At 66.8% G+C, this 24229-nt stretch carries 26 protein-coding genes, 1 tRNA gene and 1 pseudogene; 13 read left to right on the plus strand and 15 right to left on the minus strand.

The features are described 5' to 3' along the window. Positions 1–6 precede the first annotated feature (6 nt). From ACZZZN_RS04445 to ACZZZN_RS04470, 6 genes are read right to left on the minus strand one after another with little or no spacing between them, the layout of a single operon-like run. Positions 7–1464 (minus strand): HNH endonuclease signature motif containing protein, encoded by a 1458-nt coding sequence (locus ACZZZN_RS04445; protein WP_463504002.1) that lies wholly within the window; start codon positions 1462–1464, stop codon positions 7–9. Between the two features lie 39 nt (positions 1465–1503). Beyond that, positions 1504–1890: an RNA-binding S4 domain-containing protein gene (locus ACZZZN_RS04450; protein ID WP_463504003.1), complete on the minus strand. Its 387-nt coding sequence runs from the start codon at positions 1888–1890 to the stop codon at positions 1504–1506. Then, complete coding sequence (locus tag ACZZZN_RS04455) at positions 1890–2558, minus strand: lysoplasmalogenase family protein (RefSeq protein ID WP_463504004.1); 669 nt, start codon at positions 2556–2558, stop codon at positions 1890–1892. Before ACZZZN_RS04455 ends, ACZZZN_RS04450 begins: the two co-directional genes overlap by 1 nt. Positions 2559–2596: 38 nt before the next feature. After that, on the minus strand, positions 2597–3052 hold the full coding sequence (locus ACZZZN_RS04460) for a hypothetical protein (RefSeq protein WP_463504005.1): 456 nt from the start codon (positions 3050–3052) through the stop codon (positions 2597–2599). 21 nt (positions 3053–3073) lie between these two features. After that, positions 3074–3271 (minus strand): helix-hairpin-helix domain-containing protein, encoded by a 198-nt coding sequence (locus ACZZZN_RS04465; protein WP_463504006.1) that lies wholly within the window; start codon positions 3269–3271, stop codon positions 3074–3076. Then, positions 3268–3852, minus strand: coding sequence for a GNAT family N-acetyltransferase (locus ACZZZN_RS04470; protein WP_463504007.1), 585 nt, complete (start codon positions 3850–3852; stop codon positions 3268–3270). The genes ACZZZN_RS04465 and ACZZZN_RS04470 overlap by 4 nt, the downstream gene beginning before the upstream one ends. A gap of 118 nt (positions 3853–3970) precedes the next feature. Here ACZZZN_RS04470 and ACZZZN_RS04475 point away from each other — a divergent pair. Then, positions 3971–4047: transfer RNA gene (locus ACZZZN_RS04475), tRNA-Pro, on the plus strand. A gap of 115 nt (positions 4048–4162) precedes the next feature. Here ACZZZN_RS04475 and ACZZZN_RS04480 read toward each other — a convergent pair. From ACZZZN_RS04480 to ACZZZN_RS04490, 3 genes are read right to left on the minus strand one after another with little or no spacing between them, the layout of a single operon-like run. Further along, the gene (locus tag ACZZZN_RS04480; protein WP_463504008.1) at positions 4163–4690 is read right to left on the minus strand and encodes a hypothetical protein; all 528 of its coding nucleotides are present in this window, start codon (positions 4688–4690) and stop codon (positions 4163–4165) included. 34 nt (positions 4691–4724) lie between these two features. Further along, positions 4725–5561 carry a leucine-rich repeat domain-containing protein gene (locus tag ACZZZN_RS04485; protein ID WP_463504009.1) on the minus strand — a complete coding sequence of 279 codons (837 nt, stop codon included), beginning with the start codon at positions 5559–5561 and terminating at the stop codon, positions 4725–4727. 59 nt (positions 5562–5620) lie between these two features. Continuing rightward, a complete protein-coding gene (locus tag ACZZZN_RS04490) occupies positions 5621–6472 on the minus strand; it encodes an alpha/beta fold hydrolase (RefSeq protein WP_463504010.1) in 852 nt (283 codons plus the stop codon). A 147-nt stretch (positions 6473–6619) separates the two neighbouring features. On the opposite strand from ACZZZN_RS04490, the pseudogene ACZZZN_RS04495 reads away from it, so the two are divergent. From ACZZZN_RS04495 to ACZZZN_RS04510, 4 genes and pseudogenes are all read left to right on the plus strand, one after another. Continuing rightward, a pseudogene (locus ACZZZN_RS04495) lies at positions 6620–6712 on the plus strand (DUF2510 domain-containing protein); the annotation flags it as partial. Positions 6713–6727: 15 nt separating this feature from the next. Beyond that, complete coding sequence (locus tag ACZZZN_RS04500) at positions 6728–8941, plus strand: transglutaminase domain-containing protein (protein WP_463506547.1); 2214 nt, start codon at positions 6728–6730, stop codon at positions 8939–8941. Between the two features lie 99 nt (positions 8942–9040). Continuing rightward, complete coding sequence (locus ACZZZN_RS04505; protein WP_463504011.1) at positions 9041–9208, plus strand: hypothetical protein; 168 nt, start codon at positions 9041–9043, stop codon at positions 9206–9208. Positions 9209–9575: 367 nt separating this feature from the next. Next, positions 9576–9965 carry a hypothetical protein gene (locus tag ACZZZN_RS04510; RefSeq protein WP_463504012.1) on the plus strand — a complete coding sequence of 130 codons (390 nt, stop codon included), beginning with the start codon at positions 9576–9578 and terminating at the stop codon, positions 9963–9965. Between the two features lie 6 nt (positions 9966–9971). Here ACZZZN_RS04510 and ACZZZN_RS04515 read toward each other — a convergent pair whose 3' ends face one another. From ACZZZN_RS04515 to ACZZZN_RS04525, 3 genes are read right to left on the minus strand one after another with little or no spacing between them, the layout of a single operon-like run. Then, a complete protein-coding gene (locus tag ACZZZN_RS04515) occupies positions 9972–13433 on the minus strand; it encodes an error-prone DNA polymerase (RefSeq protein WP_463504013.1) in 3462 nt (1153 codons plus the stop codon). Beyond that, the gene (locus ACZZZN_RS04520) at positions 13399–14970 is read right to left on the minus strand and encodes a DNA polymerase Y family protein (RefSeq protein WP_463504014.1); all 1572 of its coding nucleotides are present in this window, start codon (positions 14968–14970) and stop codon (positions 13399–13401) included. The genes ACZZZN_RS04515 and ACZZZN_RS04520 overlap by 35 nt, the downstream gene beginning before the upstream one ends. Beyond that, positions 14967–15764, minus strand: coding sequence for a hypothetical protein (locus tag ACZZZN_RS04525; protein WP_463504015.1), 798 nt, complete (start codon positions 15762–15764; stop codon positions 14967–14969). The genes ACZZZN_RS04520 and ACZZZN_RS04525 overlap by 4 nt, the downstream gene beginning before the upstream one ends. Positions 15765–15927: 163 nt before the next feature. Here ACZZZN_RS04525 and ACZZZN_RS04530 point away from each other — a divergent pair, with 163 nt between their 5' ends. From ACZZZN_RS04530 to ACZZZN_RS04550, 5 genes are read left to right on the plus strand one after another with little or no spacing between them, the layout of a single operon-like run. Further along, positions 15928–16398 carry a prepilin peptidase gene (locus ACZZZN_RS04530; RefSeq protein ID WP_463504016.1) on the plus strand — a complete coding sequence of 157 codons (471 nt, stop codon included), beginning with the start codon at positions 15928–15930 and terminating at the stop codon, positions 16396–16398. Positions 16399–16433: 35 nt separating this feature from the next. Beyond that, the gene (locus ACZZZN_RS04535; RefSeq protein WP_463504017.1) at positions 16434–16646 is read left to right on the plus strand and encodes a response regulator; all 213 of its coding nucleotides are present in this window, start codon (positions 16434–16436) and stop codon (positions 16644–16646) included. After that, positions 16639–17271, plus strand: coding sequence for a CYTH domain-containing protein (locus tag ACZZZN_RS04540; RefSeq protein ID WP_463504018.1), 633 nt, complete (start codon positions 16639–16641; stop codon positions 17269–17271). Before ACZZZN_RS04535 ends, ACZZZN_RS04540 begins: the two co-directional genes overlap by 8 nt. 54 nt (positions 17272–17325) lie before the next feature. Continuing rightward, the gene (locus tag ACZZZN_RS04545; RefSeq protein WP_463504019.1) at positions 17326–18480 is read left to right on the plus strand and encodes a type III polyketide synthase; all 1155 of its coding nucleotides are present in this window, start codon (positions 17326–17328) and stop codon (positions 18478–18480) included. Further along, complete coding sequence (locus ACZZZN_RS04550) at positions 18477–19196, plus strand: methyltransferase domain-containing protein (protein WP_463504020.1); 720 nt, start codon at positions 18477–18479, stop codon at positions 19194–19196. The genes ACZZZN_RS04545 and ACZZZN_RS04550 overlap by 4 nt, the downstream gene beginning before the upstream one ends. Before the next feature lie 56 nt (positions 19197–19252). Here the strand turns inward: ACZZZN_RS04550 and lpdA are convergent, their stop codons facing one another. Both lpdA and ACZZZN_RS04560 read right to left on the minus strand, forming a co-directional pair. After that, positions 19253–20650 (minus strand): dihydrolipoyl dehydrogenase, encoded by a 1398-nt coding sequence (gene lpdA, locus ACZZZN_RS04555; protein ID WP_042538477.1) that lies wholly within the window; start codon positions 20648–20650, stop codon positions 19253–19255. Positions 20651–20659: 9 nt separating this feature from the next. Beyond that, positions 20660–21328 carry a copper resistance CopC family protein gene (locus tag ACZZZN_RS04560; protein ID WP_463504021.1) on the minus strand — a complete coding sequence of 223 codons (669 nt, stop codon included), beginning with the start codon at positions 21326–21328 and terminating at the stop codon, positions 20660–20662. A gap of 100 nt (positions 21329–21428) precedes the next feature. On the opposite strand from ACZZZN_RS04560, the gene ACZZZN_RS04565 reads away from it, so the two are divergent. The 3 genes from ACZZZN_RS04565 to ACZZZN_RS04575 all read left to right on the plus strand — a co-directional run bounded on the left by ACZZZN_RS04565 (position 21429) and on the right by ACZZZN_RS04575 (position 23245). Further along, positions 21429–21914, plus strand: coding sequence for an FHA domain-containing protein (locus ACZZZN_RS04565; RefSeq protein ID WP_463504022.1), 486 nt, complete (start codon positions 21429–21431; stop codon positions 21912–21914). Then, positions 21914–22600: a transcriptional regulator FtsR gene (ftsR, locus tag ACZZZN_RS04570; RefSeq protein WP_463504023.1), complete on the plus strand. Its 687-nt coding sequence runs from the start codon at positions 21914–21916 to the stop codon at positions 22598–22600. The genes ACZZZN_RS04565 and ftsR overlap by 1 nt, the downstream gene beginning before the upstream one ends. Before the next feature lie 99 nt (positions 22601–22699). Then, positions 22700–23245 (plus strand): MerR family transcriptional regulator, encoded by a 546-nt coding sequence (locus tag ACZZZN_RS04575; RefSeq protein WP_463504024.1) that lies wholly within the window; start codon positions 22700–22702, stop codon positions 23243–23245. A gap of 80 nt (positions 23246–23325) precedes the next feature. On the opposite strand, the gene ACZZZN_RS04580 is transcribed toward ACZZZN_RS04575, so the two are convergent. Continuing rightward, a complete protein-coding gene (locus ACZZZN_RS04580) occupies positions 23326–24138 on the minus strand; it encodes a ParA family protein (RefSeq protein WP_463504025.1) in 813 nt (270 codons plus the stop codon). Between the last annotated feature and the right edge of the window lie 91 nt (positions 24139–24229).

The raw sequence follows: 24229 nt of genomic DNA on the forward strand, positions 1-24229 counted from the left end.
CTGCGATCAGACGAACATGACCCGTCGACGAGGTGGGTCGATGTAATCTCTGCCGAGGGGGCTGGTCCAGGTGATGCTCCCATCAGGAGCCTGACGGGCCGTCCACCGATGCCTCTCATCGATGTCGGGGTGTTTGAGCGAGTGATGCGTGGTGCAGAAGTGGCTGAGGTTGTCGACGCGCGTTCGTCCACCACGAGCGTGGTCGTGGTTGTGGTCGATCTCGCAGCGGTGCACCGGCATCCTGCACCCGGGGAACCTGCAGTGTTCGTCTCTCGCTCGAAGGAAGCGTTTCATCTGCTCGGTGGGGGAATAGGAGTCGGTCTCTGTCACCAGGCCGGTCGCGTTGAGGAACAGGCGTGACCATCCGGTGCAGCGCCCCGCGAGCCCGCGCGCGACATCGGGATCGAGTGGTCCGTGTCCGTCGAGCTCTGCGGGTCGGTCGTCATCTCCGGCGAGAGTGCTCGCCGCGACCGTGACCTGAATGCGGGCCGAGATGTTCTCGAGTCCTGTGCCGTTCACTTCGCTCGGATCAGTGGAGAGCAGCAGATCGGCCAACAGATCGGCGCGGATCTGATCGAAAGTGCGTGTATCGCCCGAAAGGTGCTCGATGTCGGGACTTGCCGGATCGGTCATCGGGTCTATCAAGCCGGCGAGCGGATCGGTGACGAACGTGCCGTCGGCAGCGATCACTCCGGCCTCGAAGTAGGTGCCGTACCGGGGATCCTCGGGGGAGAGATCGGAGAGGTAGAGCGAGTTTTCGGAGTCGTCGTCGAGCGGCTCGAGGATCGGCTCCCGCTCGTCGCGGGTGCGGGCGATGTGTCGTGCCATTCGCGTGAGGCGATCGGAGATCGCCACGGCGACCCACTCAGGCAGGATCGCCGTGAGCGCAGCCAGGCCGTCGCCCACCGATCTGACGGTGACAGAGCGTTCTGCCGTCGCGCGGCGCTGGGTCTCGACGACGGTCTCGCCGACGAGACGGGCCGCGACCTTGCGAGCGTGGGGCTTCGTGCGCGACGCGGTGTCCTGCTCGGCGACTACGAGCACTGCGGCCTCGTAGAGACCCATCGTCGCGGCTACCACGCGTCTGTCGCGGATCGCGTCGTCGACGATCTCGCCGGCTCGCACGATCTCACGCACATGGTGCGCACTGATCGAGCCAGCCGCGAAGGAGGCGAACACGGCAGGTAGGGCCCGTGACAGGGTGCGCGCATCGGTGAAGGCGTACTCGACGGAACCCTTCGGGATATGCCCCGCCGCGGAGTACTCCGCGATCATCGAGCGATAGATCGCGTCGCGATGGTGGGGGCTCTCGGAGACGTCCGCGTCGTGCACGCCGATGCGCTCGACGAGGAGCGAGTACGACTTGGCTTCAAGCGCAGCGATCTGGCGCCGCGTCGCGATCCACTCATCGAGCAGGCGACACCGCTCCTCGAGATCGAGGTCGAGATCGGTGCGGTGAGCCATACCTCAAGATTAGAACAAAGATTCGAACAATGGCAGGGGTCACTCCGGGAAGATACCGGCATCCCCAGATGCACGGCCGCGCAGCCGATCGATATCGCGTCGCTCGCGCTTCGTGGGGCGCCCAGCGCCGCGATCGCGCAGCCCGAGAGCGGCCTGCGGCTCACGCTCCGGCGTGCGGTCCTCATACGCCAGTGCGGCCAACGGAGCGCCCACGCGTTTGACCAGCAGCTGCCGGACGATCAGGATCCGATCGAACCCGGCGATGCGCACGCGCAGCTCATCGCCGATGCGGATGTGTTGAGCCGCCTTCACCTTGTCGCCGTTCACGCGCACATGCCCTGCGCGGCATGCGGTCGTGGCGGCAGACCGCGTCTTATAGACCCGGATCGCCCAGAGCCAGCTGTCGACGCGTGCAGCATCCGCCATCAGGAACCTCGCTTTCGCAGGGTGATCAGGGTGCAGGCGATGATCAGCCCCTGCCCGATCGTATAGGTGAGCATGATCACGGGGCTGCTCCACGGCGGGAGGGAATCCGGCAGGAAGAGCCTGAAGGCGAGCACGGTGTCGCTGGCGAGGAAGAACACGCCGCCCGCGGCGACGAGCGGGTGGCATCGCGTGGAAAGGGCCGCAGTCGCGCCGAGCACGAGTCCGTATGCGGCGACGGCGGGAAGAAGGCCGCCCGTGTGCGGCCCGAGAACGACGAGCATCGCCACCCACCACGCGGCGTATACGGCGGCCCACCACGGCATCTTCCGTCGCGCGAGATGCCGGGCGAACAGTGCGATGTAGGCGAGGTGTGCGATGCCGAAGAAGAGGAGCATGAGCGGCACCTCGAGTGCCGCGGGGAAGATTGCACCGACGCTGTCGCCGAACCACGAGAAGACGATCGCGGCGCCGGTGAGAATGATGGCTGCGCGCGGGGCGATCCGCCGGAGCGACACCAGAACGGGGATCGCGAGCAAAGGCATCAGCAGTAACTTGGTCGGTCCTGCCAGAGGGCTGCCCATCGCGAGCAGAACCACGTGCAGCGCCGAGACTGAGGCGTAGGGGACAAATGCCCAGATCAGCCGGTCTGTCGAGCGGTGGCGCTGCATCTCCCCATCGTATGGCGGGGTCGGACGGGAGCTGATGGTCAGGACTCGACGGTCACCTGAGTGATCTGGCCGTCGGTGCCGAGATGGACAGCGGGCCAATAGCCCTCGGGGAAGTGCTGACCGCAGGTGTCGATCAGGTGCAGCACGATGGTGCCGTCTGCCGAGGCTTCCAGTGTCTCGAGGCTCAGGTCGCCGGCTGCGTCGTCGAGCTCGTGCTGTTCGGGAGTTCCTGCGCTGAACGCCGCCACGACGGCATCTGACGCCAGACGCCGCAGGACGGGAAGTGCCGCGACGGTCTGGTGCACATGGGGGAGCAGAGTGCTCGCCTGCTCGGCATTCGTGCCCTCGATCATGAGGTCGAGGGGTGCCCCGTCGACGACGGTGCCTCCGGCATACCAGTCGTGCGTGAGGATCGTGCCGTCGCCCAGTTCCGTCGTCGCGCGGACGAGGGTGCCGAGTTCAGGGTCTTCGATGATCGGATGCTCGTCGCTCATGTCATCCACGCTACTGGTCGTTCACGGTGCCAACGCCATGCCTGCGGCATCGAGATGCTCCTGCAGGATGCGGATGGCCTTCGGCCCGACGCCGTGGATCGAGAGGAGGTGCTTCTCGGATGCTCCGTCGAGCTGCTCGAGGCGAGTGAGCCCGTGCAACGCGAGCTCTCGCCGCGAGACCTTTCCCATCGACGTGGGGAGTTCGGACTCGTCGGTCATGACGTGAGCGCTCGAGAGACGAGTGTGCGGCCCGGCTTCATCTCGACCCGCTCCGTGAAACCTGCCGCGAGGAAGGTGCCGAGGGTGCCGTGGAAGAGATCGTTCGTGCGCTTCTTCTCGCCACGGGTGTCGACCGGATAGCCCTCGATGACCCTTGCCCCGGACGCGCCCGCAAAGTCGACGGCGGCGCGGAGCAGCTCGAGATTGAGGCCCGAGCCCCGGTGCTCGCGGCGCACGACGAAACAGGTCACCGCCCAGACGGAGTCGTCGTCGAGCGGTTCGTCGGACGCCGTGGCGATCATGCGGGTGCGGGGGATTCGTGCCTGACCGGTGCGCGGGCCGATGCGGATCCAGCCCGCAGGCTCGCCGTCGACGTAGGCGATGAGTCCCGGAGGCGGGCCGTCGGCGATCTCGTCTCGGAGCATCTCCGTGCGCTGGGGAACGGTCGTCCCGTTCCAGTCCTTGTTGCTCAGCATCGGCCAGATGCACTGACAGCTGGCGCCGTCGCCGCCGCCCGTGAGTGCATGCTGAACATCATCCCAGCGGGTGGTCGTCGCCACCTCGGTCGTGATCGTCACCATGTAGGTGACCGTACGCCGAGCCTCGGACACCACGCAACGCCCGGCGTGCGTTCGGTTCGCGGAGCACGCGGGAGTAGGGCTAAGATAGGGGAGTTGCCTGCGCGAGAGCGCAGAACAACGGGCTGTGGCGCAGCTTGGTAGCGCACTTGACTGGGGGTCAAGGGGTCGCAGGTTCAAATCCTGTCAGCCCGACCAGATGGGGCCCGGAAACTCGCAAGAGTCTCCGGGCCTTCTTCATGTCCCGGGCCTTCTTCCTGTCCCGGGACTCGCCGCTGAGCCGCTGAGAGCGCACGGATACCGGGCTAGTGACTCAGCGTCGCGTCCCTGATACCGGGGAATCGAACAGCAATCCGTCGACGATGTGGTTCCGTACTGCTGGCCGCGAGCTGATGTACGTCAGCAGATCCTCGAACTGGGAGAACACGACGACCGTCTCTTCGAACTCCGGCTCTGATCCGTGGACGACCGCTCCATCGTCGCGCACTGCCAGGTACTCGTATCCGTTGCGAACAGAGAGTAGGAGGGGGAGGTGGCGCTTCCAGAACAAGGACACCGCGACCACCTCGTCATCCGTCACCGCGGCTTGGACACTCAGCTGCTCGCACTCATTCCATGCGAACGCGTCGTCCGCTACGTTCGAGTAGTCGTGACGGGAGAGGAACCACACCGTCTCGTCCGCGTTCGACAACAGTGAGAACGAGGACACCCAGCGGATCACCGTTTCGGGTGCTGTCTGCAGCGCGGAGGGAACAGTGCCTTCCGCAGGGAGAGGTGGCGCACACGTCCACCCGGCTTCCTGTAGGGATGCGGACGTGCACCGGAAGAGTTCCGTCATCATGTCCACGTCACCGAGGGGGCTCGCAGGCAGGTGGTCATGTGGTCGCGCCTGTGTTGGCCCATTCGAGCGTCGACATCTTCGCCTCGATCTGCTCGAGCCCGATGTTCCCGCATCCGACCAGCGTGAGCCTGCGCAGTCGCGGGAGATCGTTGACGGCGGCGATGCCGGTGATCTTCTTGCAGTACTGGATGTTCAGGATCTCGAGCAGCTGGAGAGCAGCCAGCTCTGAGATGTCGCCCAGAGCGGTGAGGTTCTTCAGCCGCAGCGACTCCAGCTGGGGGAGCGCGCTGATTCCGGTGAGGGTCGTCAGTGTGCGTCCACCGATCAGCCCGAGGCGGCGAAGCCCGGCAGGTTCGACGAGGCGGAAGATCTCCTCGTCAGCGGGAACATTCAACAGATTCAACTCTTCCAACGGCAGCTCGAGCGCTTGCCGCACGTTGTTCAGAGATCTCTGCGGGTAGAGGGAGAGCGCGCGGAGCCGGGGGAAGTGCTCGTTCTTGAAGCGGAAGGGCTCACCGACGTAGAGGGTCGTCAGGTTCGGCACCACCACATCCGGCCACACCAGCGTCCGATCGCCGATGTGCACGGAGAGCTCTTCCAGACTCTCGGGGATATCGCCCTGCCGCAGTCGGGTGACGACGGTGGGAAGCACCCTGCCCGGGCCGATGCTGAGGGTCTTCAGGCTCGTCATCGCTGTGATGATCTCGGGGAGTCGGTCGATGGGGCCGTTCAGGGGAGACCACAGGTGCACATCGGTGATGTGCGCGAGTTGTTCGGCGGTGTAGGACTGGTCGTAGAAGACGAGCTCTCTGTCGGGCACGTCGAACTGGTCCCGGTGTGCGCTGTGCAGCACCATGGTCCGCATGCTCATGTCGCCCTCATCCGTTCCTCCTCGAATCCACCGGCTGCAGTGCCACGCCGACACTCAGATTAGTGGCGCCTGCTGTCGTCGCCGAGTGGTGCGTCCGGTGGTGCCGGCAGGAGTCCCCAGCCATCGAGAATCCCGAGGACGGCACGGGTCACGTGCTCCGGTGCATCCCAGGTGATCATGTGGCCGGCATCAGGGATGACGTGTTCGTCGACCATCTCGGCTGCGGACCACCGCGCTGTTGCCGTGGCGATATTGCCCGTTCGGTCCCGCTCACCGCGGATGAGGGCGATCGGCACCGGGGAGCGGTATCCGGGATCGGGAGCGACGAACGATGCGGTGGCCGCCCAGACGTCGAGGAAACTGCGCTTGGGCATCCGAGCGAACGCCGCTTCGGTGCGAGCGACGGCGTTCGCGGACTCAGCCGAGGCTCGCGCCATCACCCGAGCAAGCATCCGCTCCGGTATGACGGAGAGGGTGGGTGCAGCGATTCGAAGCGCGAATCGCTCGAGGGCTGACAACGGTCCGGCATTCCATGCCGAGTCGAGGATGATGAGACCGGCCGCTTTCTCCGGGTGCTCCTTCGCGAACGCCTGGATGAGGTTTCCTCCCAGAGAATGTCCCACGAGCACCGGAGCGTCGACGCCGCACTCGGCCACCAGCGCGCCGAGATCATCGAGGGCATCGCGGGCCGTGAAGCGCACTCCGGCATTGAGGGTCGACTGCCCATGCCCACGCAGATCCCAGACGATCACCCTGACGGCCCGCTCGGAGAGCGACGCCGTCAGCGCATCGAACATCGTGTGGTCGACGCCTGCGCCGTGCGTGAGTATCACCGTGGGTGTGCCCTCGCGTGCATCCGCGAAAGCAACGTCGGCGGTCGGTCGCACGAGACTGCGGTCGAGGTACTCCATCCTCCGACGCTACCCAGTTCTGTGTTCTATCGGGGCGGGGCCGGACTGCTCACGCGGGCGGCACCCGTTCATCGCGGGCCGAGTCGCGTGTGACCGTGCTGCGATCGGATAGCCTGCAGTGTTGACGCGAACTATCGGGGGGTAGTCATGACAGAGGCAGCGCCAGGCTGGTATCCGGATCCGGAAGACACGCAGTACCACCGATGGTGGGACGGTTCGGCATGGACGGATCACACGAATCGCCCGCAAGGGTCGGTGTCGACCCCGACCCCGACCCCGAACGCAGCGGAGCAGCTCCCGCGCAAGAAGAAGAGCCGGAAGGTGCTCTTCTCTGTCGTCGGCGCAATTGCCGCGGCGGCTCTCGTCGGCGGCGGGGTCGTCGTCGTCAACACGCTCAACAGCGGAAGCGGAGCGGTCGAGGCGAACGGCTACCTCTGGGAGCCCGTCACGTATCTCGATCCGGACGAGTCGTTCGCGCTCCCCTTTGATGTCGACCCCGACACGCTCAGCACCGCGAACGACCCGGTGTTCCCGACGCGGGGCGTCATCGACGTGTACGTCGACGACGCCTTCACGATCGTTCCCAGCAGGACGCTCGTCTTCTGGATGAACGACGACAAAGGGGTGACGGTCGATGTGCGCGCCACTGCCGCGTACACCTGGGCGATGGACTCCGAACCTCTCCTCACCGACGGCCCTGTCGCCACGGAGGACATCCTGAGCTCGCCCGGTGCGACGGACACTGCGCTGTCCGCGCCGTTGTGGACCGAGATGGATCGGTACTACGTCGTGCAGAGCTTCGACCGCAGCGGCGAGAAGCTCGAGACGCCGATCGTGCACACCATCGAGGCCTCGGACGAGGACGACAAGATCCACGCACCCCTCGACCTGGTCACCTCTCTCGGCGACACCCCCGGCTCCGTCAAGTTGTCATGGAACGAGCCGAAAGGGATGCCCGAGGACTTCACGTATTACGTCATCAAGACGCGGCCCGAAGACGTGATCATCGACGGCGAACGCACCGACGTCCATTCGGTGGAGCCTCAGGTCATCGCCGAGACCAAGGAGACGTCGTGGGAATCGTCGCCGGTGCTGCCCAACGAGGCGGCGTCGCAGGCCAACCGCGAACTCGCGCTCTACGACCTCGACTCGGCCGACGACCTCAACTTCGGCTTCGCCTCGGGGACCGATCGGAACCGGGCGCCGTCTGACCTCGCCGTCATCGCGCTGTCGGACGACCGGACCGAGAGAACCTCGATGGTTCTTCAGAGCGTCGTCGACGAGATCGGCGGCTTCCCCTACAAGAAGGCACGCGGCCAGGCCAGGGATCTGTTCCCCGCCGATGCCGGCGACCTCACCGGGCTCCCGACCTGGTATCCGGTGACGACCCTCGACGGTGACACCGCCCAGATGCGAGTGAGCATCGACACCGCGGCGATCGAGTCCGCGTATGAGAGCTACTGGAATCTCGATGGCACGGGTGAGTTCTACACGAGGATGCCTTTCACGATCGCCGGCACGGCGATGTCGGGCACGATCACCGCGGTGAAACCAGACGCCCTCAGCGAGGAGCAATGGCTGGCACAGTCCATCGCGAATGCCGAGGCGTACAACGCGCGTGCTCAGAGCGAAGGTCCACTCGTCGGCGACACCACGCTCGCACAGGACCCCACCATGTCGCTCGACGCCTTCAATGACATCGAGCCCGCCTCGACGGTGCCGGACTCCGAGTACGACGTGTACGGCAGTAACGAGTTCAGCATCTTCCTCGCCGGACACATGGTGGGCGGCACCCGACTGATCGACATGACGGAGTACATCGACACTCCGGGATTCCCGTCGCCGGATGACGCCGTGTACGAGGCGATCAGACAGAACCCGATGGTGAAGATGTCCGTCGTCAGCTACCGCGTGAGCGACAGCACGCTCTACGTCAACTACGCCTCGGATGCCGATGAGATGAAGAGCCAGGTCACGGCGCTGGCAGACGACGCCGTCGCTGCTGTCATCGATGACGGCATGACTGATACGGAGAAGGTGGCGGCGCTCAACAGTTGGATCGTCGACACCATGGAGTACGATTACGAGGCGCTCGCGGCTCTCGAGTCCACTCTGGGCCGGCTCGTCCTGGAGGACACCGGACGCTACTCCGACGCACGCGGGGGTCTGATCGACAAGCTCGTCATCTGCGGCGGGTACGCCGACACCTTCAACCTCCTGGCCCGCAAGGCAGGTCTCGAGTCGGTGTACGTCAGCGGCGTCATCGCGGAGTCCGGATCGAGTCACGCGTGGAATCACGTCAAGGTCGACGACGAATGGAAGGCGATCGACACCACGTGGAACGATGGCGGCGACGAGACGGAGTACTTCCTGATCAACGAGTCGGACTTCACCGGTGTCGCCGAGCGCACCACCAGGGACAGCGGCTGGATCGTTCCGCAGTACCAGCACCTCTACGCGACGCCGTAGCTGAGGAGGGCAGTCATCCGGTCGTGGTCAACCCCCTCTGCCGATCGGATGCCTGCGCGTAGCGTCGCCCTCCCACGCATCCCCACAGAGGAGACGACAATGAGTGATCTGCAGAACACGCACGGCACGCCCGGCGGAGACGAAGAGGCCGACACGGCATCCGGTGGCGCCCCCGAGGAATCGACGTCGAAGAGCACGGATGAGATCCTCGAGGACGAGACGACCGACGAAGACGGCAAGCCGCTGGAGAACCCCTCCGGCGGCTGAGCCTTCATCATCACGGCGTGAGAGCGCCGCTTGCGGACAACCGGCGAGCGGTGCTCTTCGTCTGTATGACGGACCGCATTGTCGAGTCGATGGTTCCCGGTGCTTCGGGGTTGGTTGCCCTCCCGAGTCATCCACCCCAGATGGATCGCTCGAGAGGGCTCACCGTCCATCCCGGACGGTAGGGGAGGCGGCGAAGATCTCGCTGCTCTCGTCGGCTGATTCCCCATTCCCCAGCCTGTAGCCCCCGCTACTGAATGCAGAATATCGCGAAAACCTCTTGTCCGCCATTTGGGGGACAAAGAAATCTACGAATGTTTCTTCCAGATTCTGGGGTTGCCCTGAGAGCGCCGACTCATAGAGTGGGGTAATGGACAGAAAGCTCGTGCTCGATGCGCAGCTCGCCATCGCCGTCGGTCACCGCATCGAGGTCACCGAGCACCTTGTCGAGGCGACAGGTAAGCCCGCGGTGCTCCTGATCGTCGACCTCGACACCGGCATCCGTTATCGTCGCGAGGGTGCGCCGCGGGGCGAGCTCGTGCGCTGGTTCGGACGGGTCGTCGACTGCACGGTGTCGATCAGCGGTCGCACCGCCTACACCGCGATCGCAGTCGACACCGACGGTGACGGCAGCGGGGCAGCGGGAGCCGAGGCGGCACTGCTGGGAGCGGATGCCGCAGTCGAGGCGGCGAAGGCGCAGGCCGCGCGTTGGGGAGGCGGCGATCGCATTCCCCAACCGGAGCCCGAACGCTTCTGGTGAGGCTGCTCACCGGAAGTCGCGCGAACGATGCGCGACACCGGTGCGGAGATCTTCGAAAGCATCGGCCAGCACGTTCACGACCCCTTCTGCCGAACGCTCGAGGATGCCGCGGATGATGAGCGCAGGTGAATCGCGAGCGACCCGTCGATAGCGAGACCACACCCCGGTCGAGCAGATCACATTGACCAGACCGCTCTCGTCCTCGAGATTGAGGAACGTCACACCCGCCGCCGTCGCCGGACGCTGTCGGTGTGTGACGAGCCCCGCCACCTCCACCCGTCGGCCGACCTCATGGTTCTGCAGGTCTGCGGAGGAGAGCACTCCTCGCTCTCGCAACAGACCGCGGAAATGCGACATCGGATGGTCATCGGTCGAGACGCCGGTCGACCAGAGATCGGCGGAGAGCCGCTCATAGCTGGACTGGTCGCTGAACAGCGGCGGCTGCACGGCCACGGTCGTCCCGGGAAGATACTGCGCGCGTTCCTCGGCTGCCGCGCCCGAGAGCCAGATCGCCTCTCGCCGCTGGAGCCCGAGACACTCGAAGGCGCCGGCCGTCGCCAGGGCCTCCAGCTGCGCGGCCGTGGCATCGGTCCGCCGAACCAGATCATGCAGGTCACGGTAGGGACCCTCTGCGTCTCGCTCGGACACGATTCGCCTGGCCAGCGGCATGCCGATCCCGCGCACGCCGCTGAGCCCGAGGCGCACCGCATAGGCGCCGTCCCTGCGATGCTGCGCCGACTCGTCGGGGTGGGAACGGTCGAATCGGGGGACGCGCGGCTGCGCCGGATCGCAGCAGGAATCGAGCCCCGTCGGCATCCGCAGCGGCGCCCCGCCTTCGAGGGGCTCGAGAACCTCCGTCGCGCCGGAGGCATGCAGGTCGGGACGTCGCACCTCGACACCATGGCGTCGGGCATCCGCAGTGAGGGTCGAAGCGGAGTAGAAACCCATCGGCTGCGATCGCAGGAGACCGGCGAGGAAGGCCGCCGGGTAGTGCAGCTTGAGCCAGGAGCTCGCGTACACGAGGAGAGCGAAGGACAGCGAGTGGGACTCGGCGAACCCGAAGTTCGAGAACGCCTGGATCTGCGCGTAGATGCGATCGGACTGCTCGGAGGTCATTCCCCGCCGGGACATGCCGGCGTACAGCTTGTCGCGCACCTTCTCGATCTTCTCGAGGCCGCGCTTCGACCCCATCGCGCGGCGCAGAAGGTCGGCCTCATCTGCGGTGCAGTCGCCGATGGCCGTCGCCATCTGGATCAGCTGCTCCTGGAAGATCGGGATGCCCAGCGTTCTCTTCAGGATCGGCTCGAGATCGCTGTGAGGGTAGGGGATCTCGAGCACCACGGGGGCATCGCCACGGGCGGCTCGCGCTCGGTTCTCCTCGTCGAGCGCATCCTTCGCGATCTTCCGGCGGACGAAAGGATGCACCGCCCCGCCCTGGATGGGACCGGGGCGGATGAGAGCGATCTGGATGGCGAGGTCGTAGAAGGCACGGGGCTGCAGGCGTGGGAGCAGACCGATCTGCGCACGGGACTCGACCTGGAACACGCCGATCGAGTCTGCCCTGCACAGCATGTCGTAGACGGCTGGCTCTTCCTTCGGGAGCGTCTCCAGCGTCCATTCCTCGCCCGTGGCGTCGCGGATGAGATCGAAGCAGTGCTGCAATGCCGCCAGCATCCCGAGACCCAGCAGGTCGAACTTCACCAGGCCCATCCAGGCCGCATCGTCTTTGTCCCACTGGATCACCGTGCGGTTCTCCATGCGCGCATGTTCGACGGGCACGACCTCCCCGACGGGTCTCGCCGTGAGGACCATTCCTCCGGAGTGGATGCCGAGGTGACGTGGTGCCTTCAGCAGCTCGCCGGCATACTCGACGACGTTCTGCGGGATGTCGTGTTCCTCGGCCATCTCCAGCCCGGAGCTCCAGCCGTCGACCTGTCGGGACCACGCGTCCTGTTGGCCGGGGGAGTATCCGAGAGCCCTCGCCATGTCGCGCACGGCGTTCTTCGGGCGGTACTGGATGACATTCGCCACCTGGGCCGCGCGCTCTCGCCCGTACTCGCCGTACACCCACTGGATGATCTCCTCGCGGCGGTCGGAGTCGAAGTCCACATCGATGTCTGGCTCCTCCTGCCGGGTGGTGGCCAGGAACCGCTCGAACGGCAGCCGGTACAGGATGGGATCGACCGCGGTGATCCCGAGGAGGTAGCAGACCGCGCTCGCCGCGGCCGATCCCCGTCCCTGGCACAGGATGCGGCGGCGTCTCGCCTCGGCGACGATGCCGTGCACGATGAGGAAGTAGCCGGGGAAGTCCTTCTCGGCGATGACGTCGAGTTCGCGCTCGATCCGGCGATGGCCTTCGTCATCGAGGTTCGGATACTTCGTCGGCACTGCCTCCCAGACGAGGTGGCGCAGCCAGCTCATCGGCGTGTGCCCGTCTGGGACCTTCTGCTGCGGCAACGCAGGACGTGCGCGGCGAAGAGGGAAAGCCGATGCCGCCGCGAGGTCGAGTCCGTAAGAGATCGCGCCCGGATAGCGGCGGAAGCGCGCCGCCATCTCCGCCCCGCTTCGCAGGTGCGCGCCGCCGTGCGAAGGGAGCCAGCCGTCGAGGTCGTCCATGCTCCGCACGGCCCGCACCGCGGCCACTGCCTCGGCGAGCGATGCGCGCTCCGGGGTGGCGTAGTGCACGTTGTTGGTCGCCACCACCGGAAGCCGCAGGCTTCGGGCGAGGTCAGCCAGGGCGTCGTTGCGGCGTGTGTCCAGCGGGTCGCCGTGGTCGAACAGCTCGACGGCGACGTGGTCCTGGCCGAAGAGGTCGACGAGCCGCTTCAGGGGGGTCAGTGCGTCCCCTGCTTCGAGACCACGACGGACTCCGCCCTTGCGGCATCCCGTGAGGATGGTCCAGTGTCCGTCGGCCGTCGCCGCCAGCTCGTCGAGATCGTAGACGGGCCGCCCCTTCTCTCCTCCCCGCAGATGGGCCGCGGTCATGGCGCCGGAGAGACGGTGATATCCCTCCAGCCCGTCAGCGATCACGAGCAGATGGTCGCCGACGGGATCTGCGGAGCCGCGTTGCGGTGCATCGAGTCCGAGCGAGAGCTCGGCTCCGTAGACCGTCTGCACCTCGACCCCCATGAGCTCGGCGACCTCGGCGAAACGTGCCGCCCCGTAGAAACCGTCGTGGTCGGTGATGGCCAGAGCGGTGAGGCCGAGCCGTTCGGCTTCGGCCAACAGATCTTCGGGGGAGGAGGCGCCGTCGAGGAACGAGTACGACGAGTGCGCGTGCAACTCGGCATAGGGCACAGCGCCGTCGGGTCGTGTCGCGGACGGCGGGTTGCGCTTTCGGCGAGTGCTGATGGGCCCCGGATCGGGGCGGATGGTCGGAGGCTCTCCGCCGATCGGGTGGGGGGACTCCTCACCGCTCAGGGCGCGCTCCAGCTCATTCCACGTCATCGGAGGGTTGTGCCACCCCATCAGCGATACCTCCCTTCGGCCCACCAGCGGCCGCCGGCGCTGAAGACGAGCCAGGCGCGATCGTGGCCGTCGACGATCTGAAGGCGATGCCCTCTCTTGCCGCCGGATGCATCCCACCGTCGTTCATGGATCGGCCAGGGCCCGGCCCATGCCCGTATATCGTCTCCGTCGATGTGAGACGGGGCAGCGGACAGCGAGCCCCGTTCGTCGACGGCCACCGTCTCTCCCCCCTCTGAGTGGACTCCGATCGGTCGGGGTGGCAGGAACACTTCAGCGGGCAACGGGTCGGGCAGGCTGCCTGGCCAGGGCAGCTCCGGGTCACGGGGAGCGACAGGCCGCTCCCCCACGGGGTGAGGACCTGGCGATCGGCGAGCCATCGGCCGCCCGAGAGGGCGGCGGTGACCACACCCTGATGGCCGAGCATGGTCTGCACGCGGGACACGGCATGATGCAGGCGCTCGTCCGTGCCGGAGCCGAACAGCCCGGGTTGATGATGGGCCGCATCGTCCACTGACACGGGAACGATGCGCACCACAGTGATGCCCCCGAACGACCGCGCCTCGTCGACAGGGTCCTTTGCAGACTCGGCGGCCAGGGCCTCCAACTGCCAGCGGACCCTGTCGACGAGGTCTGCGGCATCGAAGCAGGTGGGATGCAGCCAGGAGCGGGAGAACACCTCGCCGTTGTCATCGGTCAGGTCGATGCGCACCTCGGTGCAGACGACCGATGCCTCACCGAGCGCGAGCATCACGGAGTCGGCTGTCTGGCGAACCGCGAACGCCACTTGATCGGTTCCTGCCAGAGGGGACTCGAACTCGATCGAGCGCACCAGCTCAGGATCGGGCGGACGCGGAACCACTCCACGCGAGTCGGCGCCGGCAGCAAGGGCATGCAGGCGGGCGCCGCGCTCGCCGAATCTGTCACGGACCTCGATCTCGTCGAGCGCCGCGAACTCGCCGAGAGTGCGGACCCCGAGTCTGACCAGCAGGCCGGTGAGCTGTTCATCACGAAGGACGCCCACCGGAAGCGGGCGGAGGAAGTCTTCTGCCTGACCGGCGGGCACGACGGTGCAGGTCGTCGGCCCTCTGGCTGCGAGCTCGGCCGTGAACGGACCGTCGGCGATGCCCACGCGCACCTCGGGGAAGCCTGCCTCGGCCAGCATCCGGATCAGGCTCTCTCCGGCTGGACTCTCTCCGTCGTGATAGCGGGAGATGCCTCGGGCGCGCACGGCGGCGAGCCCCGGTCGCAGCAGAGCCGCCCCGGGGGCATGCCTCTCGATGAGTCGGAGCACAGGCAGGAAGGCCCTCTCGTCGCGCGCCGGATCGTGGGGGAGCACCCGCAGTGAGGAGAGGTGTCCCTGCGCGACCCTGCGGCGCTGCCCTGCACGCACTCCGTGCTCGCGGGCCGTCGCCGTGCAGGCGACGACGGTGTTCGCGTGCATGAGGGCGGTCGGTTCATGAGGTGGTGGGCCGCCCAGAGCCGCACGCAGCGGCCAATCGGGGAACCACAGGACGAGCACGCGCAGAGGGGCGGTCATCCTGCCACCGCCAGAGGCGGACGCCCCTGTGTGGGATCACGCTGTTCGCGCAGTGCGGGCAACGCTGTCAGCTCGGCCACCGAATCGCCGGCCGAGGTCTCCGTGGGCAACTCCTCGACGGCTCCCAAGGGGCCGGGCAGGCGCACGCGCACGCTCGCTGGCAAGGGGCTGTGCCGTGTCGTCGCGGTCACCGTGGCGGTGGAGCCTTCGATCAGTCCCCACCCCTCGCCGATGCCCTCCCACCGCTGATCGTGGAGGCGGATCGTCCCCTCGCTCTGCGGCCAGGCCCCCGCAGCGCTGGACTCGGTGACGAGGAGGGTGCCCCCGCGATCCCGCAGACGTGCGCTCAGGCGTGACACGTCGGCATCGCGTGCCCGACTGCCGGGCTGCACGGCGATCAGCGGCACGACCTCTGCCAGCGCGGAGGTCGCGGCGAGCCATCGGTCTCCCGGTTCGGGGACGAGGATCAGTCGGGGCAGCGCTATGCCGAACGCTGCCGCGGCTTCGACGCCCAACGTGGGCATGCCGACCACCGCGCACCAGAGCCCTCGGCGGGAAGCGGCGCTGAGGAGCGCGAGCACCAGGCTCGGGGAGGGCGAGACCGTATAGGCGGTTCCGGTCTGCAGTCCCTGCTCGGGAAGCAGCGAGGAGAAGGCGGTGTCGAGAGGAAGCAGTGGGAGCTCGCTACGACGCCGCTGCATACGGCTGATCTCCCGGCGCAGCCGCAGGACCTCTCCGGCGCGAGAGTCGCCGACCGGAGAGAGCGCGGTCACCGCTTCGAGCCCGATCCCCATGCATCCATCCTCGAATATATGTACGAATAAATCAACTGGAGATGATGACTCTATTTCGAACGTCGGACATTCGCAGAACGGCGCGGATGTCGGATCCACCGCGCCGGCCCGACGTTATCCACACCGCTCCCCGCGGGTGGCCGGGATCTCCTACCCTTCCCGCATGGACCCCCGCACCCTGACCCTGATCGTCGTGCACCTCGCACTGCTCGCAGTGGGCTGCGCGCTCCTCGTCATCGACGTCCGCTCGCACCGGCTGCCCGACAGGATCGTCCTGCCCACCCTCGCATCGCTCCTCGTGCTCGTGCTCCTCGACGCCGTGGTGGCGGATGGAAGCGGGCGTTCCGCGAGAGCCGGTGCCGGCCTGCTGATCCTGGGCGGCTTCTACGCGCTGCTGCGCCTGATCAGTCGAGAGGGGATGGGCGGGGGCGACGTGAAGCTCGCCGCCGTGATCGGGCTCGTGCTCGGCTGGCACGGCTGGCAGGCGCTCGCCGTGGGAGCCGCCTCGGCATTCGTTCTCGGAGCACTGCACGCCATCGTGCTGATGTCGATCCGCCGGGCGGATCGGTCGACGCGCATCGCCTTCGGTCCCTGGATGATCATCGGGGCGATGCTCGGCATCCTCGTGGCGTGAGCCGTGTCCGGCGTGACAGGGCTAGTGTGAAACACATGGCACTCGCACGACTCCACGGAGGCCCGCTGGACGGGCAGATCATTCCCCTCGACGATGCGGACGACAAGCTGATCGTCCCCTACAGCGAGACGCAGGTGGTGTACAACCGCCGCGGTGACGAGCAGAACACCGGCAGCGACGACGGTCCCACCGAGATCGACTACTGGTTCGACGAGTCGCTCGAGGACCTCACCTCTTCGGATGACTGAGGGAACACACGGTTCCCCGCCTTCGCGCGTCGTCGAGGTCGAGCGCAAGTACGACGTCGACGACGCCACACCTCTTCCGGTGTGGGTGGGGATCCCCGGAGTGGACGCCGTCTCGTCCGGTGAGGTGCGCGAACTCGACGCACGCTACTTCGACACCGAGGATGCCGAACTCTCCCGCTCAGGAGTGGCTCTTCGTCGCCGCACCGGCGGCCCCGATGCCGGATGGCACATCAAGGGACCCCGCGAGGGTGACGGACGTCTGGAGATTGGCTGGCCTCTGGGAGACGGCGACGGCATCCCGGATGCCGTGACCGAGACGCTCTCGCGATGGACGACAGGGCCGCTGACCCCGCTCGCCCGGATCGAGAACACCCGGACGGCATACCTGCTCACGGGCGCCGCAGGGGTGGTCGCCGAGTTCGTCGATGATCGCGTCCGTGCGACCGATCTCCGGCATGACGTGCGGCGCGAGTGGCGGGAGTGGGAGTTCGAGCTCGGGCCCGCCGCCCCATCCGATGCCGCAGGGCGAGAGGCCCTGTTCGAGGCCGTCGAAAGGGTGATCTCCGAGGTCGGTGGTCGCGATGCGTCATCCGGCTCCAAACTCGCCCGTGCTCTGGGTTTCTGACTCCCTGCGCAAGCCCCTTCCGTGGGCGAGCGGGGCCATGCTTGAGTGGCTGACATGACCCGCTCCGCCGTCCTCCGCTCGCTGCGGACGATCGTTCCAGACACCGTCATCGAGCAGCACGAGGTACGCGACATCTTCGCCTCGCAGCCTGACGTCGGACGCCTCGCGCAGCGGATCATCGGAGCGTCCTTCAACGCCTCGGGCATCGACACCCGTCACACGGTCATCGAAGAGCTCTCTCCTGCAGCGGAGACCGACGACAACGTCTTCTACGATCGCGCGACAGGCCTTCTGCAGTCTCCGGGAACGGCTGCGCGCAACGACGTCTACAGACGAGAGGCGTCGCGCCTCTTCGTCCAGGTGGCGCGCGACGCCATCGACGCCGACCCCGACATCGTCGCCTCAGACGTCACGCACGTCATCACGGCATCGTGCACGGGTTTCCACGCACCCGGCCCCGAATACGAGATCGTGCGGGGGCTCGGCCTCTCCGACAGCGTGCAGCGCTATCACCTCGGTTTCATGGGCTGTTACGCCTCGCTGCCGGCGCTCCGTGCCGCGAGTCAGTTCTGCGCGGCCGATCCCGCGGCCGTGGTGCTCGTCGTCAGCGTCGAGCTGTGCACCGTGCACCTGCGCTCGTCTGAGGACCCGGATCTCATCGTCGCCAACTCTCTCTTCGCCGATGGCGCGGCTGCAGGCATCGTGACCGCGCGCGAGCTCGCGACTCCGGTGCCCGCCGTACGCCTCGACGGCTTCCACACGGCGATCGCCGCGGAGGGTGAGAAGGACATGGCCTGGACCATCGGCGACCACGGTTTCGAGATGATCCTGTCGACGAAGGTGCCTCAGATCATCGGCGAGACCATCGTCGGCGCCATCCGTCCGCTCTACGCCCGCGAGGGCGAGCTCGGGGCCGCCTTCGACGACGGGCGGGTGGGGGATCGGGTGGAGCACTGGGCCATCCATCCCGGTGGGCGCAGCATCCTCGATCGCGTGCAGGAACGACTGAATCTCAGCGACGCGCAGCTGCACCCGGCCAGGGAGACGCTTCGCGAGAACGGCAACATGTCGAGTGCGACCGTGCTCTTCGTCATCAAGCGGATACTCGACGATGGCGCGACCGAGGGGTCGCGGGTCGCGGCGATGGCCTTCGGGCCGGGGCTGACCGCCGAGAGCGCGCTGATGACGGTCACCACCGGCGTCTCGTGAGGCACGACCTCTCGTCGCGCGCCACCGAGGCGCGCGAGCTCATGGACGATCCGGATGCCGATATCAGGATGCTGGAGCGTACCTACCGACGATTCCAGCTGGTGAACGCGCTCGTCTCCCGCCCCGGACTCCTGTACCGCCAGGAGATCCGTCCGCGCGCCCGGCGCGGTCCCATCCGCATCCTCGACATCGGCGCGGGCGGTGGTGACGTGTGTCGGATGATCGCGGCGCGGTTGCGGCGAGCAGGACTGGTCGCAGAGATCACGGCGCTCGACGCCGACGAGCGCGCGATCCGGTGGGCGGCGGAGCACGACGGTGGAGCCGGCATCCGGTATCGCTGCGCCTTCTCGACCGATCTCGTGGCCGAGGGCGAGCAGTACGACGTGGTCTTCTCGAATCACGTGCTGCATCACCTCACGGGTGCGGAGCTCGACGGCCTGCTCCGCGACTCGTCGGCGCTCGTCGCTGCCGGCGGCGTCGCGGTGCACCGTGACATCGCCCGCACCCGATCGGCCTATGCGCTGTACGACGCCGCGACGTGGATCTTCTCTGGGACGCTGTTCCGAGGCTCGTTCATCAGAGAGGACGGCCTCATCAGCATCCGTCGCTCGTACACGAGGAGCGAACTCGCCGCTCTCGTGCCGTCCGGGTGGACCGTGCGCTTCGGCCTCCCCTCGCGGCTGGAGCTGCGCACGCACGCCGACCCGGCCTCATGACACACGAAGGCCCGGCCACGCGTGAGCGTGCCGGGCCTTCGAGTCGATCGCGGTGATCAGAAGTTGATCATGTGACCTGCGAGGCCGTGGAAGCCCTCCTGCAGCGCCTCCGACAGCGTGGGGTGGGTGTGCACGTTGCGGGCCAGCTCGAGAGCAGTGAGGTCCCACTTCTGGGCCAGCGTGAGCTCGGGCAGGAGCTCCGACACGTCGGGGCCGATCATGTGGGCGCCGATGAGCTCGAGGTGCTCGGCGTCGGCGATCAGCTTGACGAAGCCGACGGGCTCGCCGAGTCCGTGCGCCTTGCCGTTCGCCATGAACGGGAACGTCGCGACCTTGATCTCGCGCCCCTCGTCCTTGGCCTGCTGCTCGGTGAGGCCGAACGAGGCGACCTGCGGCGAGCAGAACGTCGCGCGGGGCATCATGCGGTAGTCGCCGAGCGTCTGGGTCTCTGCTCCACCGATCGTCTCGGCCGCGACGACACCCTGGGCCTCGGCCACGTGGGCGAGCTGCAGCTTGGCGGTGACATCGCCGATGGCGTAGATGCCCTCGACGTTGGTGCGCATGTGGTCGTCGATGTCGATCGCGCCGCGCTCGGTGAGCTTCACACCGGTGGCCTCGAGTCCGAAGCCCTCGATGTTCGGGGCGAAGCCGACCGACATGAGGACCTTGTCGGCCTCGATCGACGACTGCTGGCCGTCCTTGCCGGTGTACGACACAGTGACGGACGAGCCGTTGTCGACGACGGACTCGACCTTGGTGGAGGTCAGGATGTCGACGCCGTAGTTCTTGTACTGCTTGGCGATCTCCTTCGACACATCGGCATCCTCGTTGGGGAGGGCGCGGTCGAGGAACTCGATGATGGTGACCTTGACGCCGTAGTTCGTCATCACGTAGGCGAACTCCATGCCGATGGCGCCGGCGCCGACGATGACGATCGACTTCGGGAGCTCGCGGCTGAGGATCTGCTCCTCGTAAGTCACGACGTTGTCGCTGAGCTGGACGCCCGGGAGCAGTCGCACCTTCGAGCCGGTGGCGATGATCGCGTTGTCGAAGGTGACCTCTTCGGTCGAACCGTCGGCCTTGGCGACCGAGATCGCCTTCGGGCCCGTGAAGGTGCCGCGACCGTCGTACTCGGTCACCTTGTTCTTCTTCATCAGGAAGTGGATGCCCTTGACGCGGCCGTCGGCGACGACACGGCTGCGGTCGAACGCCTTGCCGTAGTCGATCGTGAACTCACCCGAGATGCCGAAGAAGTCGGCCTTGTGGTTGAGCGTGTGCGCGAGCTCCGCGTTCTTCAGAAGAGCCTTGGAGGGGATGCAGCCGACGTTGAGGCACACACCGCCCCAGTACTTCTCTTCGATGATGGCGGTGGACAGACCGAGCTGCGCGCTGCGAACCGCAGCGACGTATCCGCCAGGACCTGCACCGAGGATGACGACATCGTAATGTGGCATGCCTTAAGCCTATCGCTCCGTCGGCGTCGCGGAATCGGTCGCGCCGGGACCGCGACGACCTCGGATCACGAGCCAGACGATGATGCCGACGATCACGAGCACACCGGCGATCGCGAGCACCCAGATCATGACGGTCGAGGGTGAGGTCTCCTCGGCCTCGGGACTCGGCGAGACATCCGTGCCCGGCCCCGCGGTCGCGGTGGGCGCTGCGGCTGTGGGCTCTGCCGTGGGCTCAGCAGTCGACTCCGAGGTCGGCTCTGGGGTCGACGTGCTCTCCGTGCTGTTCGCGACGCTGAAGGAGAACTCTTCCGAGATGGGGTGGCCGTCGCTCGAGACCACCTTCCACAGCACCGTGTATTCACCGGCCGCGGCCTCGGCCACGAGTGGTTGCGTCACGATCGCGCCGGTCACCGTCGCCGGGCCGTCGGTCACTGCTGTGCCGGAGGCGTCGGTGACCACGACCTCGGTCGCTCCGTCTCCGTCGATCAGCTTCGCGCTGAATGTCAGAGTCAGCTCCGTCGGAAGTGTGTCGACAGTGCTGTCCGCCTCAGGTGAGGAGGCCGTCAGACTGTCGTGTGCCGACGCGGACAGCGGCGCGAAGAGTACGAGGAAGGCGGTCAGCAGGGCTGCGGCGAGAGCGATCGGAGCTGCGGAGAGGCGTCGAGCATCGGTTTTCACATATACAGCTTAGGAACTCGCGGTGTGCGGGGACTGAGTGAGAACCCGGATGCCGCGAGCCGGTCCGCATCCGTTAGTCTGGAGGACTAGGAGGGCAGAAGTGACAGACAGCGAAGGCCGACAGGCCGGTGATGCCGCGATCCACCGTTCCGGCGAGCAGCGACACGATGTGACGCAGACGTTCGGACACGATTCGGATCTTTCCTTCGTGCCCTTCGGGGTCGAGTTGACAGACGTCGAGCAGAGTGCCATCGCGGCGCTTCCCTCGGGTTCTGCTCTGCTTCTGATGCGCTCCGGCGCACTCGCCGGTGCACGTTACCTCCTCGACACCGATGTGACCACGGTCGGACGGCACCCCGAGGCCGACATCTTCTTCGACGATGTGACGGTGTCTCGTCGTCATGCGGAGATCACCCGAACAGGTTCGGCGTTCGAGATCATCGACCAGCGGTCGCTCAACGGCACTTACGTGAACGGCGAACGTGTCGACCGCAGTGCCCTCGTCGACGGCTCGGAGCTGCGGGTCGGAAAATTCCGGCTGAACTTCTTCGCGTCGCCCGCCGATCGCGCCGCAGCGAACGCCTGATGGCGGCATCCTCCGCCCGTGAACGCTCCGCGTCCGCGGGCCTTCTGAGCATCGGCCAGGTGCTGGCGCGACTCACTCCCGAGTTCCCCGAACTCACCTCCAGCAAGCTGCGATTCCTCGAAGTGCAGGGGATCGTCTCCCCGTCGCGAACAGAATCCGGCTACCGCAAGTTCTCTCACGCCGACATCGAGCGGCTCCGGCTCGGGCTCACCCTGCAGCGTGACCACTATCTGCCGCTCAGCGTCATCCGCGAGCAGCTCGATGACGCTGAGGCGAACGGCGACTCCGCCTCCTTCACACCGCCGCCATCGATCGCGCCTGCTCCGCGTCGCTATCGGCGCGAGGAACTGCTCTCGGCTGCCGGGGCAGGGCCCCAGCTCCTCAACGATGCGATCAGCACCGGCGTGATCACCGCTCAGGAGATGTATCCCGAGGCGACCGTCACTCTGCTGCGCGGTCTCGTCGCTCTCGACCGCCACGGCATCGAGCCCCGGCACCTTCGCTCACTGCGACAGGGCGCCGAACGCGAGGTCGCGCTGATCGAATCGGCCTTGTCTTCACTGCTGCGCCGCACGGACGCCGCGTCGCGCGCGAAGGCGAGCGATATGGCTCCGAACTTGGCCGCGAAGATCGACGAGGTGCGTTCGCTCTTCGTCAAGGACGCGATCGCACGGTTGCTTTCGTAACGAACTGATTGCGACACACCTTCGGTGTACTACGGATGTCATTGCCGGTGCCGGAGGGCTGCTCTAGCGTGGGGGTAACGGCTCCAGGGAGGATTTCAGATGAATGCGGATGAGCGTGCGGGTGACCCGCGGTTCGTACCCGAACTCCTCTTCACCGACGGACTGCCGGCGATGGATGACGAGGTCGGCTACCGCGGTGCGGTGGCGGCCCGTGCCGCTGGCATCACCTACCGGCAGCTCGACTACTGGGCCCGCACCGAGCTCGTGGTGCCGACGGTCCGCGTCGCGAGTGGTTCCGGTTCGCAGCGCCTCTACGGATTCCGCGACATCCTCGTGCTCAAGCTCGTCAAGAGCCTTCTCGACACGGGAATCTCCCTGCAGCAGATCCGCACCGCCGTCGACGAGCTTCGTCGTGCAGGCATCCGTGATCTCGCGGGGACGACGCTCATGAGTGACGGCGCATCAGTGTACCTGTGCACGTCGAACGACGAGGTCATCGACCTGGTCAGCCGCGGCCAGGGCGTCTTCGGCATCGCGGTCGGCAAGGTCCTTCGAGAGGTCGAATCCACGCTCGTGGCCTTCGAATCCGCAGCACCCGACCCCGTCGACGAGCTCTCGGCTCGCCGCTCCAAGCGCTCAGCCTGAGCGTGCGCGACCCGCGAGTCGCGTGACACGAAGAAACGGCCACCCTCGCGAGAGGATGGCCGTTCTGCGTGTGACGTGGCTCAGGCCTGAGGACCGGTCTCCGGGACCGGGATACGGCCGGTGCGGATGATCCGGTCGAGCAGCGAGTCGAAGTCGGCGGCGAGCTCCTGGGCGGAGTCGCCCGGCCAGATGTGCAGGGGCTTCGCGGCACCCTGAGCCTGCTGCAGCGACGTGCGCTCCGGCAGCTGAGGGGAGAGGACGAGCGGGCCGAACATGTCGCGGAGTTCCTTGATGCGGAACTGGTGCTCGATCGACTGCGGACGCACGCGATTGACCACGATGCCGAGAGGCTGGAGTCGAGGGGAGAGGCCTCGGCGGATCTCCTCGATCGCACGCAGTGCACGGTCGGCGGCTGCCACCGAGAAGAGACCTGGCTCGGTGACGACCATCACACGGTCGCTCGCCGCCCAGGCCGTGCGAGTGAGAGCGTTCAGCGACGGCGCGCAGTCCACGAGGACCAGGTCGTAGTCCGCCTCGACGGCGGCGAGCGCCTCTTCGAGCTTCCAGACGTCGCGCACGCTCGGGTGCGGACCGTCGAAGTTGATGGCCGACGGGCTCCCGATGAGCACGTCGATCGTGCCGGGGTGCACCTTCGCCCAGCCGCTGGCGGTGATCGCCTGACGGACGACCTTCTCCTTGGGGTTGGCCAGGACGTCGGCGACATTGAGCCGACCGGCCACCTGGATGTCCATGCCTGTGGACACATCGGACTGCGGGTCGAGGTCGACGACGAGCGTTCGGACACCACGGGCGAAGGCCGCTGAGGCCAGGCCGAGGGTCACGGTCGTCTTGCCGACGCCTCCCTTGAGAGAGCTGACGCTGAGTACGTGCACGAACACCACGTTACCTTCCCCTAGGCTGGGTGCACACTCAGCCCCGCCCCATGCGCGCCGGATCACGGCGAGCATCGAGCTTTCAGAGGTG

It is taken from the genome of Microbacterium sp. AC145, assembly GCF_979258505.1.